The sequence below is a fragment of the Microcystis sp. LE19-10.1B genome (assembly GCF_027530565.1).
Classification (GTDB): domain Bacteria; phylum Cyanobacteriota; class Cyanobacteriia; order Cyanobacteriales; family Microcystaceae; genus Microcystis; species Microcystis aeruginosa.
This window is the reverse complement of record NZ_JAPZQM010000040.1, coordinates 1-21,585: the sequence shown is the minus strand read 5'-3', so window position 1 is coordinate 21,585 and position 21,585 is coordinate 1. Positions and strand designations below refer to the sequence as shown.

General features: G+C 40.7%; 21 protein-coding genes. 2 read left to right on the top strand and 19 right to left on the bottom strand.

Features of this window, described 5'->3' with window-relative positions; genetic code table 11:
• Positions 1–136: 136 nt before the first annotated feature.
• The 5 genes from O9332_RS01550 to O9332_RS01535 all read right to left on the bottom strand — a co-directional run bounded on the left by O9332_RS01550 (position 137) and on the right by O9332_RS01535 (position 4,998).
• Complete coding sequence (locus O9332_RS01550) at positions 137–472, bottom strand: XisI protein (protein WP_288023368.1); 336 nt, start codon at positions 470–472, stop codon at positions 137–139.
• Positions 460–876, bottom strand: a complete 417-nt coding sequence (locus O9332_RS01545) for an element excision factor XisH family protein (protein WP_002758888.1) — start codon at positions 874–876, stop codon at positions 460–462. Before O9332_RS01545 ends, O9332_RS01550 begins: the two co-directional genes overlap by 13 nt.
• 144 nt (positions 877–1,020) lie before the next feature.
• Positions 1,021–1,224 (bottom strand): DUF6887 family protein, encoded by a 204-nt coding sequence (locus O9332_RS01540; protein WP_002758886.1) that lies wholly within the window; start codon positions 1,222–1,224, stop codon positions 1,021–1,023.
• Positions 1,208–1,363 (bottom strand): DUF6888 family protein, encoded by a 156-nt coding sequence (locus O9332_RS28270; protein ID WP_002737946.1) that lies wholly within the window; start codon positions 1,361–1,363, stop codon positions 1,208–1,210. Before O9332_RS28270 ends, O9332_RS01540 begins: the two co-directional genes overlap by 17 nt.
• Positions 1,364–1,761: 398 nt before the next feature.
• Positions 1,762–4,998: an nSTAND1 domain-containing NTPase gene (locus O9332_RS01535; protein ID WP_288023366.1), complete on the bottom strand. Its 3,237-nt coding sequence runs from the start codon at positions 4,996–4,998 to the stop codon at positions 1,762–1,764.
• Between the two features lie 165 nt (positions 4,999–5,163).
• Here O9332_RS01535 and O9332_RS01530 point away from each other — a divergent pair, with 165 nt between their 5' ends.
• Complete coding sequence (locus O9332_RS01530) at positions 5,164–5,538, top strand: CU044_2847 family protein (protein WP_288023364.1); 375 nt, start codon at positions 5,164–5,166, stop codon at positions 5,536–5,538.
• 68 nt (positions 5,539–5,606) lie between these two features.
• On the opposite strand, the gene O9332_RS01525 is transcribed toward O9332_RS01530, so the two are convergent.
• From O9332_RS01525 to gcvH, 3 genes are all read right to left on the bottom strand, one after another.
• Positions 5,607–6,188, bottom strand: a complete 582-nt coding sequence (locus O9332_RS01525) for a hypothetical protein (RefSeq protein WP_288023363.1) — start codon at positions 6,186–6,188, stop codon at positions 5,607–5,609.
• A 233-nt stretch (positions 6,189–6,421) separates the two neighbouring features.
• Positions 6,422–7,594: a molybdopterin-synthase adenylyltransferase MoeB gene (gene moeB, locus O9332_RS01520; protein WP_288023362.1), complete on the bottom strand. Its 1,173-nt coding sequence runs from the start codon at positions 7,592–7,594 to the stop codon at positions 6,422–6,424.
• A gap of 159 nt (positions 7,595–7,753) precedes the next feature.
• Positions 7,754–8,149 carry a glycine cleavage system protein GcvH gene (gene gcvH / locus O9332_RS01515; protein WP_002737085.1) on the bottom strand — a complete coding sequence of 132 codons (396 nt, stop codon included), beginning with the start codon at positions 8,147–8,149 and terminating at the stop codon, positions 7,754–7,756.
• Positions 8,150–8,701: 552 nt separating this feature from the next.
• Between gcvH and O9332_RS01505 the strand changes: the two genes are divergently transcribed.
• Positions 8,702–11,410 carry a bifunctional acetate--CoA ligase family protein/GNAT family N-acetyltransferase gene (locus O9332_RS01505; RefSeq protein ID WP_288023361.1) on the top strand — a complete coding sequence of 903 codons (2,709 nt, stop codon included), beginning with the start codon at positions 8,702–8,704 and terminating at the stop codon, positions 11,408–11,410.
• A 22-nt stretch (positions 11,411–11,432) separates the two neighbouring features.
• On the opposite strand, the gene O9332_RS01500 is transcribed toward O9332_RS01505, so the two are convergent.
• From O9332_RS01500 to O9332_RS01450, 11 genes are all read right to left on the bottom strand, one after another.
• Positions 11,433–12,413, bottom strand: a complete 981-nt coding sequence (locus tag O9332_RS01500; RefSeq protein WP_288023359.1) for an NAD-dependent epimerase/dehydratase family protein — start codon at positions 12,411–12,413, stop codon at positions 11,433–11,435.
• Positions 12,414–12,433: 20 nt separating this feature from the next.
• Positions 12,434–13,213 (bottom strand): glycosyltransferase, encoded by a 780-nt coding sequence (locus O9332_RS01495; RefSeq protein WP_288023357.1) that lies wholly within the window; start codon positions 13,211–13,213, stop codon positions 12,434–12,436.
• A gap of 22 nt (positions 13,214–13,235) precedes the next feature.
• Positions 13,236–13,385 (bottom strand): hypothetical protein, encoded by a 150-nt coding sequence (locus O9332_RS01490; RefSeq protein WP_249264849.1) that lies wholly within the window; start codon positions 13,383–13,385, stop codon positions 13,236–13,238.
• Positions 13,386–13,585: 200 nt separating this feature from the next.
• Entirely contained in the window at positions 13,586–14,257 is a 672-nt protein-coding gene (locus O9332_RS01485; protein ID WP_002758875.1) for a class I SAM-dependent methyltransferase, read from the bottom strand.
• A gap of 49 nt (positions 14,258–14,306) precedes the next feature.
• Complete coding sequence (locus O9332_RS01480) at positions 14,307–15,353, bottom strand: glycosyltransferase family 4 protein (RefSeq protein WP_002758873.1); 1,047 nt, start codon at positions 15,351–15,353, stop codon at positions 14,307–14,309.
• 44 nt (positions 15,354–15,397) lie between these two features.
• Positions 15,398–16,345 (bottom strand): glycosyltransferase family 2 protein, encoded by a 948-nt coding sequence (locus O9332_RS01475; RefSeq protein ID WP_002758871.1) that lies wholly within the window; start codon positions 16,343–16,345, stop codon positions 15,398–15,400.
• 23 nt (positions 16,346–16,368) lie between these two features.
• Positions 16,369–17,301 carry a class I SAM-dependent methyltransferase gene (locus tag O9332_RS01470; protein ID WP_002758869.1) on the bottom strand — a complete coding sequence of 311 codons (933 nt, stop codon included), beginning with the start codon at positions 17,299–17,301 and terminating at the stop codon, positions 16,369–16,371.
• A gap of 363 nt (positions 17,302–17,664) precedes the next feature.
• Entirely contained in the window at positions 17,665–18,402 is a 738-nt protein-coding gene (locus O9332_RS01465) for a Uma2 family endonuclease (RefSeq protein ID WP_002758868.1), read from the bottom strand.
• A gap of 101 nt (positions 18,403–18,503) precedes the next feature.
• A complete protein-coding gene (locus O9332_RS01460; protein WP_288023352.1) occupies positions 18,504–18,863 on the bottom strand; it encodes a DUF433 domain-containing protein in 360 nt (119 codons plus the stop codon).
• Positions 18,864–18,933: 70 nt separating this feature from the next.
• Positions 18,934–20,214: a glycosyltransferase family 4 protein gene (locus tag O9332_RS01455; protein ID WP_288023350.1), complete on the bottom strand. Its 1,281-nt coding sequence runs from the start codon at positions 20,212–20,214 to the stop codon at positions 18,934–18,936.
• A 251-nt stretch (positions 20,215–20,465) separates the two neighbouring features.
• Positions 20,466–21,293: a sulfotransferase domain-containing protein gene (locus tag O9332_RS01450; protein ID WP_223210613.1), complete on the bottom strand. Its 828-nt coding sequence runs from the start codon at positions 21,291–21,293 to the stop codon at positions 20,466–20,468.
• Positions 21,294–21,585 lie beyond the last annotated feature (292 nt).

Genomic DNA, 21,585 nt, shown 5'->3' with positions numbered 1-21,585 from the left:
GTCAGTCTGTAGAGCGACCATAAGACCAGAACAGAGTAAATCTGTTAAGGCAGGTGCGGAACCCCGCAAGGGAAAGAAGCAGAAACCTAAATCGTGAGGTTTGGGAATCGCCGTCCGTTTTACGGCGGCGAGGATGTCAATTTACAGCAAATTCAGTATAGGGTCGAATATGTTCGGGTTTAAAGGCAAGGACAATTTGCTCTTTAGGAATACCGGCGGCTAATAAATCAGTGGCAATACCGTCTTCGGTTCCGTCTCGTTGTATCCAGATTTTACCATTAATAATTTGTAAATGCAGTAAACAGCCATGTACTCTTTCTCGGTTATCCCAACCTTCTAAGAGAATTAGATAGTTATCAGAGTCTTTGTCAATAATGAGGAGGCGGTTTACCTCTCCAGTAGCATAGCGCAAGTTTGCATAATAACGGAGAGATTCAATAATAATTTTTCTCATTTTTTCTAACCTATCCATCTTAAAATAACCTCCTCAATTTCGTCAAAAATTAATAATTTTAATCGTTTGTTGTCTAATAAAACTTGACCAATAGGATCTTCAAAAATATCGGCAAAAGCTTGTTGATGAATTGCTAAATATAAAGTTCTTTCAGATTTTAGTTTTGTCAATAAATCATAGTATAAAATATATTGTCCTAATGCTTTTTCTAAGTCATCGATAGATGATTTGCCAACAAAACTTTTAATTTCAATGGCAATTTTTTGATTGTCTTTTTCGGCGGCAATAATTTTTTCTGCTCCTAAGTCAATATATAAATCTCTTTTTCCCCAGCGAATAATTAGGGGGTCATGGGTAATTGTCCAGCCATCTTTGTCTAAGGCAGTTCTCACGGTATCATGATAAATATCTTTTGCTGGCATTTTTATTATAACTGATGATTATTAGAGATGCAGCGATTTTGGGAATTTTGAAGAATCGGTGATTCGTCTCGTTCATCTCGTTCCCAGGTTCTACCTGAAGCATACATTAAGGCAGAGCCTTGGTACAAGCAAGTTAAATTGATTTTATTTATCCATTTTTGCCTTGAGAAATTCTTCTAATTTCTTCATGTCTTCTTGGCTAGGAGTAAGGGTAAATCTAGTTACACCTGATTCAGTTCGCATTCTATCCATATAAATTCTTAGGGCTTCATCATCTTCTCGATGGGAGAGGACATATTTTCTTAATTCTGGGCGAGACATTTGGTAAAAATCAGGTTGATGATTCATCTTCAAACTCCACATTAGTGAGCAAGATGCTCACATTACTATTTTCATCATACCGAAATAGATGAATATCGGTATAGAAGTTAGACAAGGTTTGACACATTCTAATGCAAGTAAGCATCTGTTCGGGAGTGGGTATCATTATTGATGGCTTTTTCCTCCAATTTACGAGTTTATACCTGTAATAAGTATAGCATACTACTGGATTGAAACAGCTAATTTAGTGCCTTAGATTTAAGGGAATGCGAGCATCCTGCTCGCTAATTATTCAGGTAGTCTGCTGGCTAGATGTTATAGTCATTTCAAATAAGTTTGAGACATAAGCTTTTCATCATTTAAATTGGTATTTGAGGTTGTAGGGGCGAAGCATTCGGATAAGAAATCTACGGTTTCAGCGATAGGTTATTGCCCGAATGCTTCGCCCCTACGGGAGTGCTTACTGACAATAATAGTGAGCTAGGTGAGTCTTATCTCATTCTTATTTGAAACAACTATATATACCAAGCCAGAGCATTGGCACAAGCAATAACTGTTAACTGTTCACTGAATCACCTTCCTCGACGACGCAACTACCCGCAGCCCGATGCGATCGCTTCTTAGGTTGGGACGCTCCTGATAGCGTGCAGCAGAACGGCAGTAATCGGGAGTAATGCGGAAAGAACCACCTCTTAGCAAACGAAAATTAGCCTCATTAGCCTCATTCTCACTCAGCCAAGCACTACCATCATTAGGCGCATCCTCATACTTTTTATACCAATGGTCTGTACACCACTCTAAAACATTGCCGTGCATATCGTAGAGTCCAAAAAGATTCGCTACTTGAAACCTTCCTACAGTCGTCGTCTTTCCACGAAGAGTTTCTAGATAATTTGCCAAAGCTGGGGAAATCTTCTCGCCAAAGTGAAACGGTTGGTTATATTTCTGATTCCATTCGGCTAAAGTTAACTCACTGATAACTGCACGACAGGCGTATTCCCACTCTGCCTCACTGGGTAAACGGTATTGATAGCCTTTTCCTTTTTCCTGTGACCAGAGTGATAGTCTCTCACAAAATTCCACTGCTTCGTACCAACTAATACATTCCACTGGTCGGCGGCTATACCCTTTATAGTAGGAAGGTTCTGGGTTAAGATCCCGTTCAATTTTAGGCATAGAAGCCACTACTCGCCACTGCGCCTGCGTTACTAGATATTTGCCCATCAGAAAGGGAGAAACCTTGACTTTGTGTTGCGGACGCTCATTTGGATATGCTCCTTCTTCTCCTTCAGAAGCACCCATCCAAAACTCACCGCCGGGAACTTCCACTATTTCTAGGTTTATTCCGTCTTCTAACTCTTCGATTACTGTGGCTGGTAGGTCGTTTTCTGCGATGATTGAGAGGGCAATATTTCCTTGCTTATCAACCTCTGCTGTCCAGATAGGAACCTCCTCTCCCCACTGCTTCAGCAACCAGGACGCTGACAGCCTTATCTGTGCTTTTTCCTTCTCATCTTCGAGTAAGTTTCTCAACTTTTCTCGGTTTAAAAATGATTTATTGGCTGCTTCCTTTTCTAATGTCTCTCGCTCTAAATTATCAATGTCTGAACTGCGGAGGTAATTATATAATTCTTGCTGGCTACTAGCTTGGAGAAACTCTTTAGCCAATTTCGTAGTCTCCACCGTGTCTTGATATTCTTGCAGAATTTTCTCCGCATCTGCTAACTTGTCACCCGACCACAAATAACCCTGGGATTTGTTATTTTTTTGCCAGTCTTTGGCATCTTTATCCACCTGTTTGGCTAATTCTCTACCCTTGCGAGTTTCGGTTCGCCACAGATTCAGGTTGTCCCACTTTTCAATTAAAGCTTCATGTGCCAAATCTACCCAAGCTTCTTCTTCTCGTTCAGTTTTTCCCGTCACTAAAAGGCGACCTTTTACTAATCCTTGTTTTCCTTCAATCAGTTCTTTTAAAACTTTTTGTCCTTCTTGATTATCTCCAGCTAGAGACAAGATAAAGGCTTTTGATTGACGCAATCTGGTATCTTTTTCCCCATCTCCTATTTGCAGAAGATTCAAGAAAATTCGCTTAATTAAAGCTTTCTCTGCTTCCGTTCGCTCCTGCTGCGGTAAGTCTTGTTTATAATCTTTGTATTCGTAAACTTTATCAGCTTGACAATTTAACGCTCCTACTATCCCACCTATCGCCTCATAAGTATCTAAAGTCAGCCGATGTTTTGCCTCATCTCGTTTCTGCCAAAGCTGGGTTAAAGCAAACTCTAATAATGGTAAAAATCCTGGTTCTTGTTTAATATCTTCAAGGATTTTATTGAGCAATTCTTTCGTAACTTCATAGCCTTGCAGTTTGGCTGGTTCGGTGATAGCTTCTAGCAAATCTAATCCCCTTAGATCTGGCAGGTATTCGGCGTTATTTTGAATCAGTTGTCGCAGCCCATCGTAACGCAAACAGGGTTCAATGAAATCCGCCCTCATGGTAGCGACAACTGCCAGAGGAGAGTCAGGAATTGTGGCAACTTGAGTAATCAATTCAATAAAGCGATCGCGCTGTTCCTCTAGAGCAAAAGTGAATAATTCCTCAAATTGATCTACCACCAGCAAGAATTTGTGTTCGCGGGGAAAAAGCTCTAATAGCGGGTTTAAGCCTTCGCTGGCTGGATTATTGATACATTCATCCAGCAATTTTTCGCAATCTGGAAAATAGGATAACAGTAGGCTTTCTAACTTTGTCAACGGCTTAAATCCAGGCTTGATCGGTTCGAGAATGTGCCATCCTAATTCTTCCAACCAGGGCATCAATCCCGCCAGAACTACCGAAGATTTACCACTTCCAGAAGCACCAATCAGAGGGACAAAATTTAGCCGATCCAGCTTAGATTTGATGTCGTCCACCACTCGCTTGCGTCCGAAGAAAAATGGGCGTTCTTTCTTAGTAAACGCCAGCAATCCTTGATAGGGACAGCGCAATTCTCCCTTCTCATCTAGTAACGGTTCCACTTCTGTAACTTGAGGTTGCGCCCCATATTTGACCAGAATTATCGATCGCCCAACTCCCATGCGAATCGGTTCTTGACCCTTCCCTCGCAATTCCCGCGAAACAAAATCAAACAGGCGATCGCCACTAATTTCTCCCGTTTTTAGGTCCGCCTCTTTTTGGGACAGTCCTTCGAGTAAGGCGGCGGTGAACAAACTGTATTTCTTATCTTCCCAAGCCACCTGTTCTGACCGACAGGCGGTGATTAGGTAGTAATCTTGCTTCTCCTTAAATGCTGAAAGGCTAGGTTCCAGCAAAATGGGATCTAGTCCCCGATTTTCGGGCAATAACGCCCCCGCATGGCAACAGTCTAGCATTACCACCAGATTACTCAAATTAGAACGCCGCAATAGAGGATTGAGTTCTCGGTCTAAAGAAATGGCATTTTCGCCGTCGGGTTGGCTATCGGAGGTGGCAAGATAGGCTTCCCCGTCACCGATGCGATTGGTCAGACGAAACCCGTGTCCTGAAAAATAGATCAAGACTTCTTGATTTTTGGTCTGCTCTCCCGATAAAATTTGCTGTAAGGCTTGCAAGACTTCATTCCCCGTTACCTTTCCTGGAACAACTTCGTAGCGTTTTTCTGCGGCAATCCAGCGATTGGGTAGGCGTTCTACATTGGCAAATGTCCCGGTATTCTCCAAGAATTGGGCAACAGCTTCCGCATCTTGCGCCGGTTTGCTCAAAGATGGTAGAAAGTTCCGGTTATTGTAATCGTTAATGCCGATGACAAGGGCGTAGCGAACCATAAGCAGTCAGCAAGGGATAGAAATATTTTTTATATTAGGTTATTTTTTGGTAAACTGCAAGGAAAGCATACGCCCTCCCTTAGATGACCTTTTCTTATCACCACAAGTATGGGAGAGCCAAGAAATAGTTAAGAAAAAAGTTAATTTTCAATTTTTGCATTATTTATGACTCGACTAACTCCGATCCAAATTGACGAAAACACTCTAATTTATATAGAGTCCACCGATGACCTAGAAATTCCTGCCGAGACAGTAAAAACCGAGGGAAGAGTTGCTAAAGGGGTAATTAATGTACCAGATAAACAGCAAGTTTTACAGAATTTTCAGACAATTGAAGATACAATTCGTACCTACACTACTTATACCTTAAACGCTTTTCGCAATTTAGCCATTGCCAACATTGAGGAAGTCACTTTACAATTTGGTGTGGAAATCGGCGGTGAGGTAGGAATCCCTTATATTACTAAAGGAACCGCTAAAAGTAATTTAAATATTACGGTTAAGTGTACCTTTCCTAAGCCGCCGAACTCGTCTGATTGATGGTTCAATCTTTAACGTTTTCTGGTTTTTCCGTATATTCCCAAAATAAGAGAGCCAAATAATCTTGATTAAGGTCTCTGGTCTTGATTTTGGGGATAACTGGGGAATAGATCTCTGGGGAAATCCTCGGCACTTAAACAGGTTTGTAAAGCTTGGGAGGGATTATTTTTGTCCGCACCACGACTGACAGCGATAACGCACTCGGAAAAGCGACCGGGTAATAAACTTTGACGACAGGAATCTAAAACCTGTTTAGAAATCCCTAATTTATCAGGTTCCTTGGCTGTTTCCGTTTGTTTGAGGGAATTAGTGGCAAATAAGGGGGCAGCGCGATGGATATCGACTACACAATTACCTAGGTCAATAGGACGACGCACTTGAAAACAAGCTTGCAGGGCCAGATTACCATCGATCGGGGTTTTGGATTTAATCATCACCACACAGCGGGATAATTCTTTAGGAATTAATGCTTCTGAACAAGCGGTGGCGGCATCTTCGGGACTGACTCCCGTGCGGACAATCTGACTGATACAGGCACTAAATTGATTATTGTTGCCAAATGCGATCGCTGTTCGGTTCATTTCTACTAAGCCAAGGGAAATAGTAGCGATTGCGCTCCAACTAGCAATTTTTTTAATATGGTTTTTCATCGTTCGCTCACACCGAGGATTTTAAGGCTAACTGGCCTTGATCTTAACAGATTCAGAGAGAACAGGAAACACAGAGAAGGGGAGATGGGGGGATGGGGAATGGGGTAGGGTTGATTCATGAATCAACCCTACCTTGAATCAACCCTAGGGAGATGGGGGGATAGGGAATGGGGAAATTCAACTAATACCCCAAAACCCTAACACCCCAAAACCCCAAAACCCCAGGGCCAAAATTAGTATTCTGGTACAGTGGAATCGACTTCGCGACTCCAGGCGCTGATACCACCTTTGACGTTAATTCCTTCGATACCTGCGTCTTTGAGGATAGCGAGGGCTTTAGCGGAACGTCCCCCCATCTTACAATGGGCGATGAGACGATAACCGTTGACTAATTCCTTAATTTTGGGAATTGCCGCACCATTTTCGATATCGGGTAAGGGAATTAACACCGAGTTGGGGATATTAGCGATTTGGTACTCGTTGGGATTACGCACATCGATGAGAATGTAATCATTGGCATTGCTGTCAAGTAGTTCTTTTAACTCTACTACGGTCATTTCTGTCATTTTTTGCTGTTCTGCCGCTTCTTGTGCTTTCGCTTGCGGGATACCGCAGAATTGTTCGTAATCAATTAATTTTTCAATGACGGGACGGATGGGATTCGGGCGCAATTTTAACTCACGGAATTTCATTTCCCAAGCATTGTAAAGCAGTAAACGACCACTAAGGGTATCCGGTGCGCCGAGGATAATTTTAATGGCTTCTGTGGCTTGAATTGTGCCGATTACTCCGGGTAAAACTCCTAAAACACCGCCTTCCGCACAGGAGGGAACCATCCCCGGTGGTGGCGGTTCGGGATAGAGATCGCGGTAGTTGGGACCGCCTTGGTAGTTAAAAACGGTTGCTTGTCCTTCAAAGCGGAAAATTGAGCCATAAACGTTGGGTTTGTCGAGAAGAACACAGGCATCATTAGTCAGATAACGGGTGGGGAAATTATCCGTCCCGTCGATGACTACATCATAGGGGGCTAAAATGTCAAGGGCATTTTCGGAACTTATGCGGGTTTCGTACAAATCCACCTGACAGTAGGGGTTAATTTCTAGAATTCTGTCCTTAGCGGAAACAATTTTCGGTTTACCTACCCAAGAAGTGCCGTGAATAATTTGACGTTGCAGATTGGAACTATCGACGATATCGAAGTCAACAATACCGATTCTACCGATGCCAGCCGCCGCTAGATAGAGTAAAAGCGGGGAACCGAGTCCCCCGGTGCCGATGCAGAGAACACTGGCGGCTTTTAGTTTTTTTTGACCTTCTAAGCCCACTTCGGGCAGAATAATGTGTCGAGAGTAGCGTTGAACCTCCTCTTTGGAAAGTTCGATCGCCGCGAGATTAGGATTTAGCATAGATTGGGTAAATAGTGAAACCTCACTCGATTCGGGCTAGAATTTCGTCTCAGCACGGTTTAGAGACAAAAATCAGGAAGACTCGATCGCTTCCTGGATTTTTAATTCTTTCTATGCCTATGATAGTGTGAGGGTCTGGCTCCGTGTTGTTAATATTAGTTAACTTTCCCCTGCTACTTGGGCGCGGTATTCACTAGCGGAGAGGGTATCAGCCAAGGCAGTATCGGGATTTTCTACCCGCACTTTTAATAACCAACCCTCCCCGTGGGGATCATCGGCAATTAATTCGGGGGAGTCAATCATCGCTTGATTGCGATCGACTACGGTTCCCGAGACGGGAGGATAAAGATCTTCTACCGCTTTTACCGATTCAATCGTGCCGAAACTACTACCTACTTCCAGCGCCTCTCCCAATTCGGGCAATTCTAGAAACACGATATCACCCAATTGATCGACGGCAAAAGCACTAATTCCCAAGGTAGCGATTTCACCTTCGAGTCTGACGTATTCGTGGGTTTCTAGGTATCTCAAATCCTCGGGATATTCCAGTTCCATCGTCTGTCTCTAAATATTTACAGCATCAGTTAGTTTACTAGATCTCTTGGGGAAAATGTTCATCGGCTAGGGCTGTTTTATTGCCGATCGCTGCCTAGGGTTTGGTGAAAAAGTTTTTCCTGGTGGCAGGGTGTGGGGTGTGGGGTGTGGGGTGTAGGGTTTTACCGATTTTGAGGAGGTCAATTACCTAATTTTCAGGGAAAAAGTCCCTAAAATTTTCCCCCCATCACTCCAATGGTCGGCACTTTTTGAGGGAAAAAAAGTCTGAAAACCTTATCCAACCAAGTTTTTAGATTTATTCAGCCAACCCTACCTAGACAAAATTAATTACACCGATCGAACCCTGATTAAACAGCTAGAATTGGTCTAGGTTGATCGGGGAACACCGGAACACTGGAACAATAACCGGTTTAAATACCTCCTAGCCTACTTAAGTAGGGAGGCACAATTATTTGTAGGATGGGTTAGCGGTAGCGTAACCCATGCGGGCGTTGGGTTTCATGCTTCAACCCAACCTACGTTCATCTTATATTTAATTCCACCCACCCACTTATGTTAAATTCCATCTTAGAGCCTCGTGGTGGCGAACATCAAACCATAAGAGCCTTTTTTGAGCCAAAAAACATCGCTGTGGTGGGATTTAATCGCCAAAATCCCCAACTCGATCGCACTCTTTTAAATAATCTCCATCATAATCCCGGTCAGCACCGTCTTTATCTAGTTAATCCTCACCCCGAAAACTGGCTCGATCTTCCCAGCTATAGCAGTTTACCAGATATCCAGGCGGCGATCGATCTGGTAATTATCACCGCCCCCGCTCCCGAAATTCCCGCTATTATCGCCCAATCTGTCGAAAAACAGGTTAAATGCGCCCTGATTCTCTCCACGGGTTTTCGGGAAACTGGACAGATGGGGGAAAATTTACTTAGGGAAATTAAAGCGATCGCTGGTCAAAAATTACGCATCATCGGTCCCCATAGCTCAGGAATCTGCAATATAAGCCAAAATCTTAACGCCACCTTTTCCCCCATCCTGCCGAAAACTGGTTCAATTGCCCTGATTAGTCAAAGTGGGGCGATCGCTGCTGCCATGCTTGATTGGAGTTTAAGCGAAAATGTCGGTTTTAGTCACTTTATCTCCCTCGGAGTTCTTTTAGATGTGGATTGGGGCGAATTACTCTATTATTTGGGAGACGATCCCCAAACCAAAAGCATCGTTATCTACCTGGAATCCCTGAATAATGCCCGCTCTTTTCTGTCCTCGGCCCGAGAAGTTGCCCTAAATAAACCAATTATCGCCATTAGTCGCCACAGTACCGACTTTGACCCCACTTCTCTTTCCCATGCTGGCAAATTAACCAGCGATCAGCTAACTCTCTCCGCTGCCTTTGCTCGTTGTGGCATCGTGGAAGTACAAAGACTGGCCGATCTCTTGAATATCACGCAAGTTTTAGCGAAAATTCCCCGATTTCCCCGGGGAAAACGCTTGACAATCATCAGCAATGGTGTGGCTCCCGCTCTTTTAGCGGCCTCGGCTTTACTGGCGGAAGATGGACAACTGGCAACCCTTACCCCCGCAACGATCGAAAAACTAGCTCCTCTTGTTCCCGCGGATATTGTCCCCCAAAATCCTATCGATCTGCGTCGCAGCAGCGATCCCGATAGCTACGCTCGCGCCCTAGAGATCGCTTTAGCGGATGCACATACCGACGCGGTGTTGATGATTCTCTCGCCTCGCTTTAACACTGATCTGCGAGAAATTGCTCATAGAATCGCTTCAATCGCTCAAAATAGCAAAAAACCCATTTTAGCAAGTTTGATGGGGGGAGAGGGCATTGCAGAGGGAGTAGCGTTATTAAATCAGCAGGGTATCCCCACCTATCGCTATCCCGATTCGGCGGCCCGGGTGTTTAATTTGCTCTGGAAATATGAAGAGAATCTGCGCGGTCTTTATCAAACGCCAATTTTAACCAATTCTCAGGAAAATGGCTCCGATCGAGTTTTAGTTAGCCAGATTATCGAGCAAGCAGGGGATAGAACAATTCTCAGTGAGCCAGAGTCTTTAGATATACTCAAAGCTTATGGAATCCCTGTTATTGTCACTAAAATTGCTGAAAGTGCCGCAGAAGCAGTTAATCTCGCTGAATCTCTCGGTTATCCCGTGGTGATGAAACTGCATTCCCAGACGATTATCCATAAAAGCGCGGTGGGTGGGGTACAATTGCCGCTTTTTTCCTCTATGGCAGTGGCACAAGCATATCAGGCGATCGAAGCTAATATTACCGCACAAGTGGGTGGGGAGCATTTTCTCGGGGTGAGTATTCAACCGATGTTAGAAATCGATCGAGGATATGAGTTAATTATCGGCTCTAATTACGATGATCAGTGCGGACCGGTGATAATTTTCGGTACTGGCGGCCGTTTAGTCGATATTTTTCAAGATTACGCCACCGCTCTACCTCCTTTAAATACTAATCTCGCTCGCCGACTTTTAGAAAAAACCAAGATTTATCGGGCTTTTAACGGGACAAATGGGATTAAATCGCTTAATTTAGCGAATTTAGAGCAAATAATCGTTAAATTTAGTCACCTGGTCAGTGAACAACCTCGCATTAAAACTATCGATATTAATCCCTTTTTTGCCGATTCAGAGCAATTAATCGCCCTTTCCGCTTCTATCCTTCTTCATCCTCCAACTACACCCCCAGAAAAGTTATCTCATCCGGCGATTCGTCCCTATCCCGAACATTATATAGGTCCTTGGACGACGAAAAGAGGATTAAAGGTGCTAATTCGTCCGATTCGGGCAGCGGATGAGCCTTTAGTGCGACAATTTCACCATTATCTCTCGGAAGAAACCATTTATTATCGTTATTTTCATCTTGTCAATCTCGATCGCCAAACCGCTTATGATCGTCTTACGCGCATTTGTTTTATCGACTACGATCGAGTAATGAGCTTAGTGGTAGAGATTAATAACGATCAGACGGAAGAACCAGAAATTATCGCTATAGGACGCTTAAATAAACTGCACGGCGTTAATGTGGCGGAATTTGACCTATTAGTTAGGGATGACTATCAAGGTCAAGGAATTGGTACAGAATTACTACAGCGTTTAGTCACTATTGGCAAAAAGGAAGGATTAGAGGGAATCGAAGGGGAAATTTTAAGGGATAATCGCGCTATGCAGATGATAGCCGCTAAAGTAGGGTTTTCTCTCCATAAAACTGCCGATTTTGTCAAAGCGGAACTTGAATTATGAAGTCTTTTTGACAAGCTGATCACTAATTTTCTGGCTGAATTGTTTGGGCTAATCCTTGCTCTAAAGTAAAGGGAGGTTGCCAATTTAGGGTTTTTTGAATATGGCTAGAGTCAACGGCAAGAGAACCAAGCAAGCGATCGATACTATAGGTGTTAAAAGGGAGGTTTTTCCCTGTTATGGATTCTATGGTATCACCCAGATAACCTAAGAATCTAAGTAAAATAGTGGGGACGGGCAGCAATTGACAGGGTTGTTGAATTTGTTGAGCAATGAGTCGAATTAATTGGGGAGTAGAAACAGCTTGGTTATCGCTAATTAAAAAGATTTGATTAGCGGCATTAGGATGATCTAAACAGGTAATAATGGCAGCAACCAAATTACCCACAAAGACAAAACTACGACGATTTTTTACCGCACCAAAAGGTAAAGGTAATCCCCGTTTAATTAGTTTCATCAAGCGCTCCATATTACCTGGATTACCAAGACCGTAAACTAGAGTAGGACGAAGGATCGTCCAAGTCATGTTGCTATCTTTGGCAAGGTTAATTAAAGCTTGTTCTGCTTGCAATTTACTACGACCATAGGGACTATCAGGGTGACAGGGAGAATTTTCGTTAAGAATATCATCACTTTCGGCAGCCATAGCATGAATAGAACTGACAAAAATAAAGTGCTTAACTCCCGCTTTTAGCGACTGCTTAACTAGGTTAATAGTCCCCTTAGTGTTAACTTTTATAAATGCTGCTTCTGGATTGGATATAGTCTCATGAAGGATATGAGCGCGTCCTGCTAGATGAATAACGGTATCAATGCCTAGCAATGCTTCTTGCCAATCGGTTATATCATCAATTTCACCCACCTGAATAGCCTTAATTGACAGGGTTGCGGGAAACTCAAATTTCTGGCGAATTGCAGCTGTTATCTGGTAGTTATGTTGGTGTAAAGTTGGCAGTAAGTGGCTGCCAATAAAGCCGGTAGAACCTGTAACTAAAACGTTTTTCATTATTGATTATTCAATTAAGTTTAGTAAAGTTTCCAACCATGTTTATTGAAAAAATACACAGCAGATTGAGCAAAAACTATAGCCAGTTTAGTAGAGTTGTGCGCTCCTCTTGCCCAATGATGATAAATATTGACATGGGGATAAAGTATGGTTTTGTATTTTTTAGACATTCTCATGGTCAAATCATAATCTTCAAAATACATAAACATATTTTTATCAAAATAGCCAATATCATCTAAATATTTTCTGTTAAATAGCATAAAACAACCACTAATAATCGGTACTTCTATTATCTGGTTATAGCTGATATCTCGCATTTCATACCAGTCCAATCTCTTTTTAAAAAGAAATTGCATTTTTCGAGGAATAAAACGTCTAATAAATAAGGTCAAAACTGTGGGTTGACGCTTGCAAAGGTATTGGATGTCCCCGTTAGGGTAAGATATTTTTGGAGTAATCAATCCCACCTCTTGATGCTTATCGAGGTAGTGAATAAGTTCAGTGATCACATTATTATCAAAATAAACATCTGGATTGATAACTAAATGATAATCATATTTTTTAGCTCTAGTAATAGCTAGGTTATGTCCTTGACCAAAACCAACATTATTACCATTATTGAAGTAATAATCTATATCGTATTCCTGAAAATTATCAAAGATTTTTTTGAGTTCATCGGTGGGAGAATTATCTACTACTGATAAATTAATTTCTATGGGTGTGCTGAACAGAGATTTAATTGCTTGAATAACTATCTCTGGATCATTTTTGTAAAGGACAAGGGAGGCCGTAAGTTGCATAAATATCTAAAGCTATCTTTTACTAAAAAGAGTATCCAAACAATTCTATATCTTCCTTGAGATGTTCACTAATAATATTTTTAGTTTCTTCGTTATAATAACTCCTGTAGTCTCGCTGACGTTGAGGATTTTGATTGACGGTTGCTAGTTTTACTTTTGGTAACTTAAGCAATTATAGTATTCTCTCATAGTCTTTTTGTCAAGTTTCAAATATAGTTAAAACATTCCCAGTCATTTAAGATAATTTTTCTCAGAGATTTCTCCAAAGACGACAACGCTACTTTGGGATTACGGATAAAAAGAGAGTTGTATTTGCAGGAAATTAACATTTTATTCTCATCTCCAGTTGATTTTTTAGTGACAGTTATAGAACTACATTTTTTTTGCTATGATAACCTTCTGATCTTCAATTACATTGCGCGTCGAGTTTACTAGACGTATTTCAGCGTGAAAGCCACAACTTTCTAACCGTTCAGTTATATCCAATCCGTAATTTCTGAAGGCAAGAACTCTTCCCTGTCCTCGAATCCGATCGCCATGATACTCAGGTTCAAGCTGATGTATGATAGTCCCATCAGGCTGTAAGAAACATCTTTCAACTGTTTTCGGGTTATCTGATAAAGGCACGGTAAAAATAAAATATCCATCTTTTTTTAAGACTCTGTAAATTTCAGAAAAACCCTTGCTGTCATCAGGAACATGCTCAAAAACTTCGGTAGAAGTCACTAAATTAAAAGATTCGTCGTTGAGAAGAAGATTTTGAACGTCTTGACAGACAACAGAGTTCTTCATCAACCCTAGAGGTACATCATCAAAGTATTCAGAAAAGTATAAATTTTTAAATTTACCCTTTAAGAATTTATACAAAGCTCCGCGAGAAGACAACTCGTAAACAGAGGTACTGGTTGAAAAATTTAGAGATTCAATTGTCAAACCAACTGCTCTATGAATTTTAGTAGATCTACAGTTTAAACAACGAGTACCAAAATATCCTGGATGTATCCGAACCACCACAGAACCGCATAAATTACAAATCCCAATCATCTAAATAGAGCCTCCTTTTATTTTTATGTATGGTTATAGTTCATAATTTTTAATTAGCAGCAATTAATTTTTTGTACTCGTCACAGTAATTGTAACACATACTTTCCAAAGAAAAAAGTTTTTCTGCTTTCAACTTAGCCAGGGAAACTTTGTCTTTAATTTCATCTAACATAAGTATTTTGTTGTTCAAGTCGTCTATATCATCAAGCTGAAAAAAAGTCACTTCATTTTCTCGAAAGATTTCCCTAAATGTCGGAATATCAGAACAGATAATCGGAATTTCTAAATTAGCTGCTTCCACTAGAGCTAAACCAAATCCTTCCGAGCGAGATGGAAAAACAAAAACGTCAATATTAATCGCGGTTTCCCAGGGATTTTCTCGATAGCCTGTAAAAACACATCTTTGGGCAACTCCTAGTTTTTCTGCCAAGAGTTCCAATCGATTAATGTCTTGAGATGTTCCCCCTATTGCTATCAGATGGTACAGGGTATTTTTCTGTAACACTTGTATAATTTGCTCCACTCCTTTTCTTTTATTTAGGATAGAAACTGTACCTATGACAATTTTATCTCCAGTTTTTCCATCACTCTCTTTGATTGTCTTTATACTGTCATCCATTTTTTTTATTCCATTGTAAATTACAGTGGTATTTTTATAGCCAAGTCCTTGATAGTATCTTTCCATTGTCTGACTTATGCAAATTGCTAAATCTAATTTTCGGCAGGCTAGGTTCCATAAATTTCCCCATATATAACCTAGTAGAGAGCCTTTGTCGTATCTGAGTTCATCGACGTGATAGCCATGAATGGTTGTAATCTTTATGCCTTTAATCTTATGGTAATTAATGGCAAGGTACAGATCGGGTTTTAATCCATGGGAGTGGACTATATCGTAATTTTTTAACTCCTGACAAAAACCGTTGAAACTTATTCTTTGAACAGGAGCATTAAAGCTGAGGCATTTTTCTTGAGCATTAGTTTCACTAAAGTAGAATACCTTCACCTCATGCTCAGGATAAAGACTATTAGACAGCCACAGAGGTATTCTCGTTAATCCACTATCTTTGAGACGAGGAATAATATAAGCGATTTTCATATATCGTATTTGCTCTCAACTTTTATTATCTATCTTCACTGCCATTATGCTGGACTATTTTTGACAAATGTAGTGATTCGCAGTTGTCGCTTAATATATCGCATTATTACTACTGCCAAAGAGAGCAATAATTCTAGTTTTGACTGCCTTAAAACTTCCTTTCTAGCTCTAAATTCTTCCCGCAATGCTAATTTTATATCTGAGGAGCGACCACCCAGTAAAAATTCAGCAGTGGCATAATCAAATTGTTTGGGTTTTGATAATTGAGTGAACCTGAGCCAAAGATGGTAATCCATAGCACATTTATAATTATTGTCAAACCCATTTACTTCTTCTATCAAAGCTCGTTCAGAAAAAACAGTCGAATGGGGAATTGTATTTACTATGTGAAGTAGTTTTTGACTAAATTTAGGAGGACAGAAGCAACCCACTATAGTATCGTCTGTATGACTTCTCAATAGTTGATTACCGAAACACCATCGCCAGCCTTCTGAATTATAAGATGAAACCACTGACGACAGGGTTGTGTCAGCAGCAAATTTATCCCCTGCATGTAAGTGATTAATTAGAATTCCTGTTGCTAAACTTATCCCTTTATTCATAGCGTCAGAAATTCCTGCATCTGGTTCGCTTACCCAATAATCAATTACTTCCTCATACTTGCGTATAATATCAACTGTACCGTCCGTGGAACCTCCGTCTATGATGATATATTCCACGTTATCATAAGTCTGGCTAATCACACTCTGAATTGTCTGCTCTAAGTGCTTTTCTCCATTAAAAACTACCGTTATAATAGTAACCAAAGGAACTGTAAATTTTTCCGATAACTCACTTGTCTCCCCGTAGGAGTGCTTGAAATATCCCTTTGTTCTCAACCCCCCTTCTCCCTTACGTTCTGGATTTGGTGGAGATAATATGGGATATTGTAGGGGATCAGAAGTGAGCTTGCGAGTCGTGGAAAAGTTATGATTAAGATTAATTATTTTCATGATTGTTTGGAAGCGAGTAATCTTTAAGCAATCATCCAGAAAGAACCAGGTAATCGTTCTTCATTATAAGCATTGATATTATCAAGAAATACGGAACTCTTGTAATAAGATACCATAGATAAGGATGCCAAAACTTGAAACTTTTTGTTAAATTGTAGAAAAGTCTCTAGAAAGTATTGCTCGTTCCAGTATCGTGATTCTTTGAGATTCCATTCGATGGGATAATCATAGGGAAAAAATATATCGTGAATATGAACTAAGACTCCTGTTTTTAAACGGGGATAAACTTGAAGAAATTCAAACTCCACATCACTGCCAGACTTGAATACATGACTGGAATCAACGAACAGAATATCATTGGTTTGCAGGGATTCAAAAACAGACAAATCTACGGCTTCTACTTTCTGGGTAAGCAAACTAAATTCTAGAAAATCTTTACTAACATTAGCAAAGTCTTTTAAAAAATCTTGAGGATAAGGCTCGATCGAGATCAGTTGTGATTTTTGGGAATTTTCTATAAAATTCATTTTTAAAGCTGCGGCGATAATTTTAGTGCTACCACCTGAGCCAATTTCAATTATCCGAGACGGCTTTTTTTCTCTGACCATAGCATAGAGGACTTCTGCATCGCCACTAATGAGAGCAGAAGTATCTTCGGAATAACCAAATGCTGAAAAAATTTCTTTATTGTTAAATTCTAAAGCATATTTTTCTAGTAAATATTTAACCAGTTCAGTTTGCTTGTCTAGATGCCATTCAATTGAGCTAAGAGGCCTTTCTTTGCCCGCGTATGTCATAATTTCCTGACGGTTGGGTATCGGCTGATAAAAATGGTCAGTAATTAGGGTGTAGCCAATATTTCTTAAGAGGGGATTGAATATTTTTCTGGCCAGGGCAAATTTAATATTTTTTCTACCCTGTTCGGTTTGCATACGGTTAAGTAATTTATTCAACATTGTCAACCTTTACACTACTAATATTTACTGTCATGTTTTGTCGTCAAAGCCAACTGGGAACTGGCCTCCTTGATCAAACTATTACTAGCTGGTTGTTGCCTATTAAATCTTGACAAAATACTGATGCGGCAGCCTGTCACCGATAATGGGCAATTTAATTAACCGACCAGTTCAAGACCCGATTCAATAGGTATATTGGGTACATCTTAGCTGATGATCGACTTCTTGTAAAGAAAAATTTTAACCAGCTAACACCAGAAAGCGAACAAGAGTTTTCTAAGGTTATTGGTTGTCCATGCTTGATATTCCTATCCTATTAGCTTTCTGGAGAGTCATTGTACTTTGGCCGGTCAACATCTAGATTTATTCTGGCAAATCCCCAAAACGCTCTCGATAGCGTTGGAGCAATGCTTCTAAATCCTCAGCCCGCATTCTTTCCTGTTCAGCCCGCATTCTCTCTTGTTCAGCCCGCATTCTCTCTTGTTCAGTTAGCTCTGACTCCGTGGGCAGTAAATCGCCGGCAAAAGTCGCCCAACGCAGCCAAACTGCCTCAACTCCCTTATACTCCCCTTGCCAGCGTACCAAAGCTAACCCTAGCCTTTGACTGAAAAATCTTTCTCCCATCTCTAGAGATAATGGCTCGTAGTTGCCGTCTCTAAGGATAAAACCCGCCCAGTCTTCAGGATTAAAGGGATCGTACCAGAAATATTCTGGTACTCGCAAGCGGTCTTGATAGATGGCTTTCTTTTCAGTTTTATCCTGTTGAGCGGTACTTTCAGAAAGGAGTTCGATAACCACATCGGGAGCTTTCCCCTCTTGCCAAACCACCCAACTTTTTCTTTCCGCTTTGGGAACCCCCAGGACAGCAAAGAAATCGGGACCGCGAAATTCCTCGTTTTTTAACTGTGCGGCGCTGAAATAAACGAACATATTGCCGCCTACATAGCCATCTTCCCTAGCAGCTAACCAGGGTAACAAGGTATCTATGAGTATATCCATCTGGAGTTTATGTCGTTGGGTTTCCATGGGAACGCCGTCATCGCAGGGCAATTCATCTTGGGTGGGCAGTGAAAGTCGAGAAGGGGCAATAGTTGAAGTCATCGGAGCTACGCTGGTGATTAGACTTAAGGAGCTTTTTCCTCTAGCACTAGGGAAAATTTTTACTGACTAGAATTTCAGATGGGGGCAAAATATCACAGTAGTTATAGCCTTCTTCCAGGAGAGTAGAGTTTTTTTAAGCACATATTATAGGCTTGAGCTGCCTTCAATTTTTGGTACAGCAAAGGACTCTTTTCTCTACAAGACTGTTGTAGTTGCTGAAACTCGGCTTCACCCTTTTTCAGATAGGCATTGACAAGCTCTCGATTGGCCAGATAAAAAGCGATCGCGCCATAAACCTGTTCGAGGGAAAGGAGTGGAAAATTTTGGGCAATGCTTTCGGGCGATTCTCCGTTCAAGAAAGAATAGACAACTGAATCAAGGGAGATACGAGTTCCTTCAATCCAATATTCTTCTTCTCGTTGCTCGATGTACTGCTTTGTTGGGATAGAGGCTAATTTCATAGGAGCAATGTTGCTGTTTAGCTAAAAGGATAAGAAATCGCACTACCAAGTAGGAATATCATTGCTATGACTAAGGTATAGATTTTTGGCGATGTCTATTGCTCTTGCTCAAGATATCGCTATATAACTCTAAATATTTTTCTGCCTGTAACTCCCAAGTAAATTGCTGCTCCACTTTTTGCCTTGCCCGAATGCACAATTGGTTATACCTTTCTGTATCTTCTAATACCCAATTAATTCCCCGTGCCAAGTCTTCCACCTCGAAGGGTTTGGCCAGATAACCATTCTCTTGATGTTCGATCATATCAGGCATTCCACCAATTTTAAAGGCCACAGAGGGAGTGGCACAGGCGAGAGCTTCCATGACTGTATTGGGAAGATTATCCTCAATTGAGGGAGCAACAAAAATATCGGCGGCGGCATAGACTAAAGCTAGGGAAATATCATCATTTAATCTGCCTAAATAATGGGTTTTCAGTCCAAAATCAGGCGGATTAATCGGTTCAGAGGCACCGAAGACCACTAACTCTAATTTATGCTGCCATATTTCCCCCTGACTAAGTTTTTTTATGGCAGGCAGCAGCAGATGAAACCCTTTTCGGTTATCGCTTGTTGCCGTCATAGCACCGAAGAGAATAAGCTGTTTATCTTGGGGTAATCCTAAGAGATGGCGAGCAGTGTTTTTCTCGATTGGTTTATACTTTTGAATATCTAAGCCATTGGCAATTACTTCTATCCGTAAATCCTGAAATAGAGAACTATTTCTAGCGCAATCTGCTAACCATTGACTGGGGGTAACAATAGTCAGATTGAGATTTTTCCAAGCTTTGGCTTTTCGCCACCAAACCCAACGAGAAATGTCCCCATCTTGCTGACTTTTTAATTGGGGACAATGACCACAGGATTGAGTATATTTATTGCATTCTCCACTGTAATGACAACCACCCGTAAAAGGCCACATATCGTGAGCCGTCCAAACAAGAGGTTGCTTAAATTTGGCTAGGGTTTCAATTTGTAAAAACCCGGCATTAATCCAGTGTAAGTTAATAATATCTGGACTAATTTGGGCTACTCTAGAAACAAGGCGATCGGGAAGCCATTGGATAGAATAAGGTGTTCTCTCTCTTTGAGAATATAATGACAAGGGCAAGTGATCAACCGCAGGTATTAGCTTTGTCCACCCCTTCATTAATTTACTTGCTGGCGATAAAACAGTATAGTCATCAGTCGTTTTATCATTAACTAGCATAGTCGCTGCTACACTGATCCGATGTAACCCTTTATGCAGACGATGAGCGGCTATAAAAGCCCCTCCTTGACCATCAGAATTACTTAGTAAACATACTTTCATAATTTAAATAACATCTTTTCTATTTACATAGTTTTCCTTATTCTAAGAGCGGTATTTATCAAAGTCAATAAAGTTAATGTTACGGATATCAAGACTTTAATTTTCAACTAATACGGCGGTTACTCTATCCATCTGGCACAGACAAATCCTTATTGGATAAGCCTTTCGGCGTGAAAAATGTACCAGAACAAACATGAATCCGCCGTAACACTCTGAAACTTTTAGTTTAAAAAAAGCCAAGGATCGTTGAATTACAGAGGAAATTCCCAGTCAGATAAAACTTCTGCTAGAATATGATCGAGTTTATCCACTGTATCTGGATGTAACTTTTCTAGATATTGACCAGTTTTACCAGAACGCTGATGTTTCATAACCTCTATCTTTTGAACTGGGTTAGCTTTTGTCGTTAATCGAGCAATTTCTTCTTGAGAAGGATTTAATTCTAAAAATTCGGCAATTCTCTCAATAAATTCTGGGGTTTGAGCCGTGAAAAAGTCATATTTTAAATAAATAGAGTTTTGAGCAGTATCTCGAAGATGCTTGTATTTATTGTACAAAGGTACTACCCAAGTCTTCGATTCTTCCAGAACATATTGATCTATCCCCTGTTCTTGTAGTCTTTTCCTTCTTTCAAGAAACTCCTTCCTACTAATATCGTTCAGAGGTTCAGGATGGGTAAAAGCAAAGGAAAAATAAGCAGAGATAAGCACGTCTCTTGGATCTCTGAGAAAGAAAATATTTTTAAACTTATCTCTACCGGGAAAATCCAAAGGAACTCTTTGCGGCCCATATATTTTACCATGAAGAGAATAAAGGTCGCTGTAGGATTTTTCTAGGAAATTTTGGAGACAATCGATGTGAGGAGTGCCTAAATTAAATTTATTTCCCAAATGCCAGATGGCTCCAGCATAGTCCACCAATTCATAATCAGAATTTTTCAAGATTACACTAAATAATTGAGGCACAAAACTCGAAGCGCATTTATGAGTGGTGTAAAAGATAGCCGATTTGGGGTTTTCCGTATTTTTATAAACACTGATAATTTTTTTCTGCAATGTGACACTGTGAATTTTTGTCACAATTTTATGAGATAATTTGCTCAATAACATTACGAATAGCTCAAAAGCGTATATGATTTACAGATATAATAACACATAATTTATACTTTTGGAATGCCTATTGTAGGAAAATCCAAGTATAATTCAGATGATATTCTATTGGATACACAGGGGGAGCATCTCACCTTTGCAATGAGCATAAATACTTAGTGGAAAAATAGGCTTTTCGAGGGTAATTCTTGTTTTAATTCTCCATGTACGCAGTCTTTAAAAGCCTCTATTTCGTTCCAAGACACGATTAAGAGTGGCTTTT

Bases quoted from the DNA above. Each gene is read 5' to 3' on its own strand.
- O9332_RS01550 (WP_288023368.1), bottom strand. From the start codon at position 472: ATGGATAGGTTAGAAAAAATGAGAAAAATTATTATTGAATCTCTCCGT.
- O9332_RS01545 (WP_002758888.1), bottom strand. From the start codon at position 876: ATGCCAGCAAAAGATATTTATCATGATACCGTGAGAACTGCCTTAGAC.
- O9332_RS01540 (WP_002758886.1), bottom strand. From the start codon at position 1,224: ATGAATCATCAACCTGATTTTTACCAAATGTCTCGCCCAGAATTAAGA.
- O9332_RS28270 (WP_002737946.1), bottom strand. From the start codon at position 1,363: ATGATACCCACTCCCGAACAGATGCTTACTTGCATTAGAATGTGTCAA.
- O9332_RS01535 (WP_288023366.1), bottom strand. From the start codon at position 4,998: ATGGTTCGCTACGCCCTTGTCATCGGCATTAACGATTACAATAACCGG.
- O9332_RS01530 (WP_288023364.1), top strand. From the start codon at position 5,164: ATGACTCGACTAACTCCGATCCAAATTGACGAAAACACTCTAATTTAT.
- O9332_RS01525 (WP_288023363.1), bottom strand. From the start codon at position 6,188: ATGAAAAACCATATTAAAAAAATTGCTAGTTGGAGCGCAATCGCTACT.
- moeB (WP_288023362.1), bottom strand. From the start codon at position 7,594: ATGCTAAATCCTAATCTCGCGGCGATCGAACTTTCCAAAGAGGAGGTT.
- gcvH (WP_002737085.1), bottom strand. From the start codon at position 8,149: ATGGAACTGGAATATCCCGAGGATTTGAGATACCTAGAAACCCACGAA.
- O9332_RS01505 (WP_288023361.1), top strand. From the start codon at position 8,702: ATGTTAAATTCCATCTTAGAGCCTCGTGGTGGCGAACATCAAACCATA.
- O9332_RS01500 (WP_288023359.1), bottom strand. From the start codon at position 12,413: ATGAAAAACGTTTTAGTTACAGGTTCTACCGGCTTTATTGGCAGCCAC.
- O9332_RS01495 (WP_288023357.1), bottom strand. From the start codon at position 13,213: ATGCAACTTACGGCCTCCCTTGTCCTTTACAAAAATGATCCAGAGATA.
- O9332_RS01485 (WP_002758875.1), bottom strand. From the start codon at position 14,257: ATGATTGGGATTTGTAATTTATGCGGTTCTGTGGTGGTTCGGATACAT.
- O9332_RS01480 (WP_002758873.1), bottom strand. From the start codon at position 15,353: ATGAAAATCGCTTATATTATTCCTCGTCTCAAAGATAGTGGATTAACG.
- O9332_RS01475 (WP_002758871.1), bottom strand. From the start codon at position 16,345: ATGAAAATAATTAATCTTAATCATAACTTTTCCACGACTCGCAAGCTC.
- O9332_RS01470 (WP_002758869.1), bottom strand. From the start codon at position 17,301: ATGTTGAATAAATTACTTAACCGTATGCAAACCGAACAGGGTAGAAAA.
- O9332_RS01465 (WP_002758868.1), bottom strand. From the start codon at position 18,402: ATGACTTCAACTATTGCCCCTTCTCGACTTTCACTGCCCACCCAAGAT.
- O9332_RS01460 (WP_288023352.1), bottom strand. From the start codon at position 18,863: ATGAAATTAGCCTCTATCCCAACAAAGCAGTACATCGAGCAACGAGAA.
- O9332_RS01455 (WP_288023350.1), bottom strand. From the start codon at position 20,214: ATGAAAGTATGTTTACTAAGTAATTCTGATGGTCAAGGAGGGGCTTTT.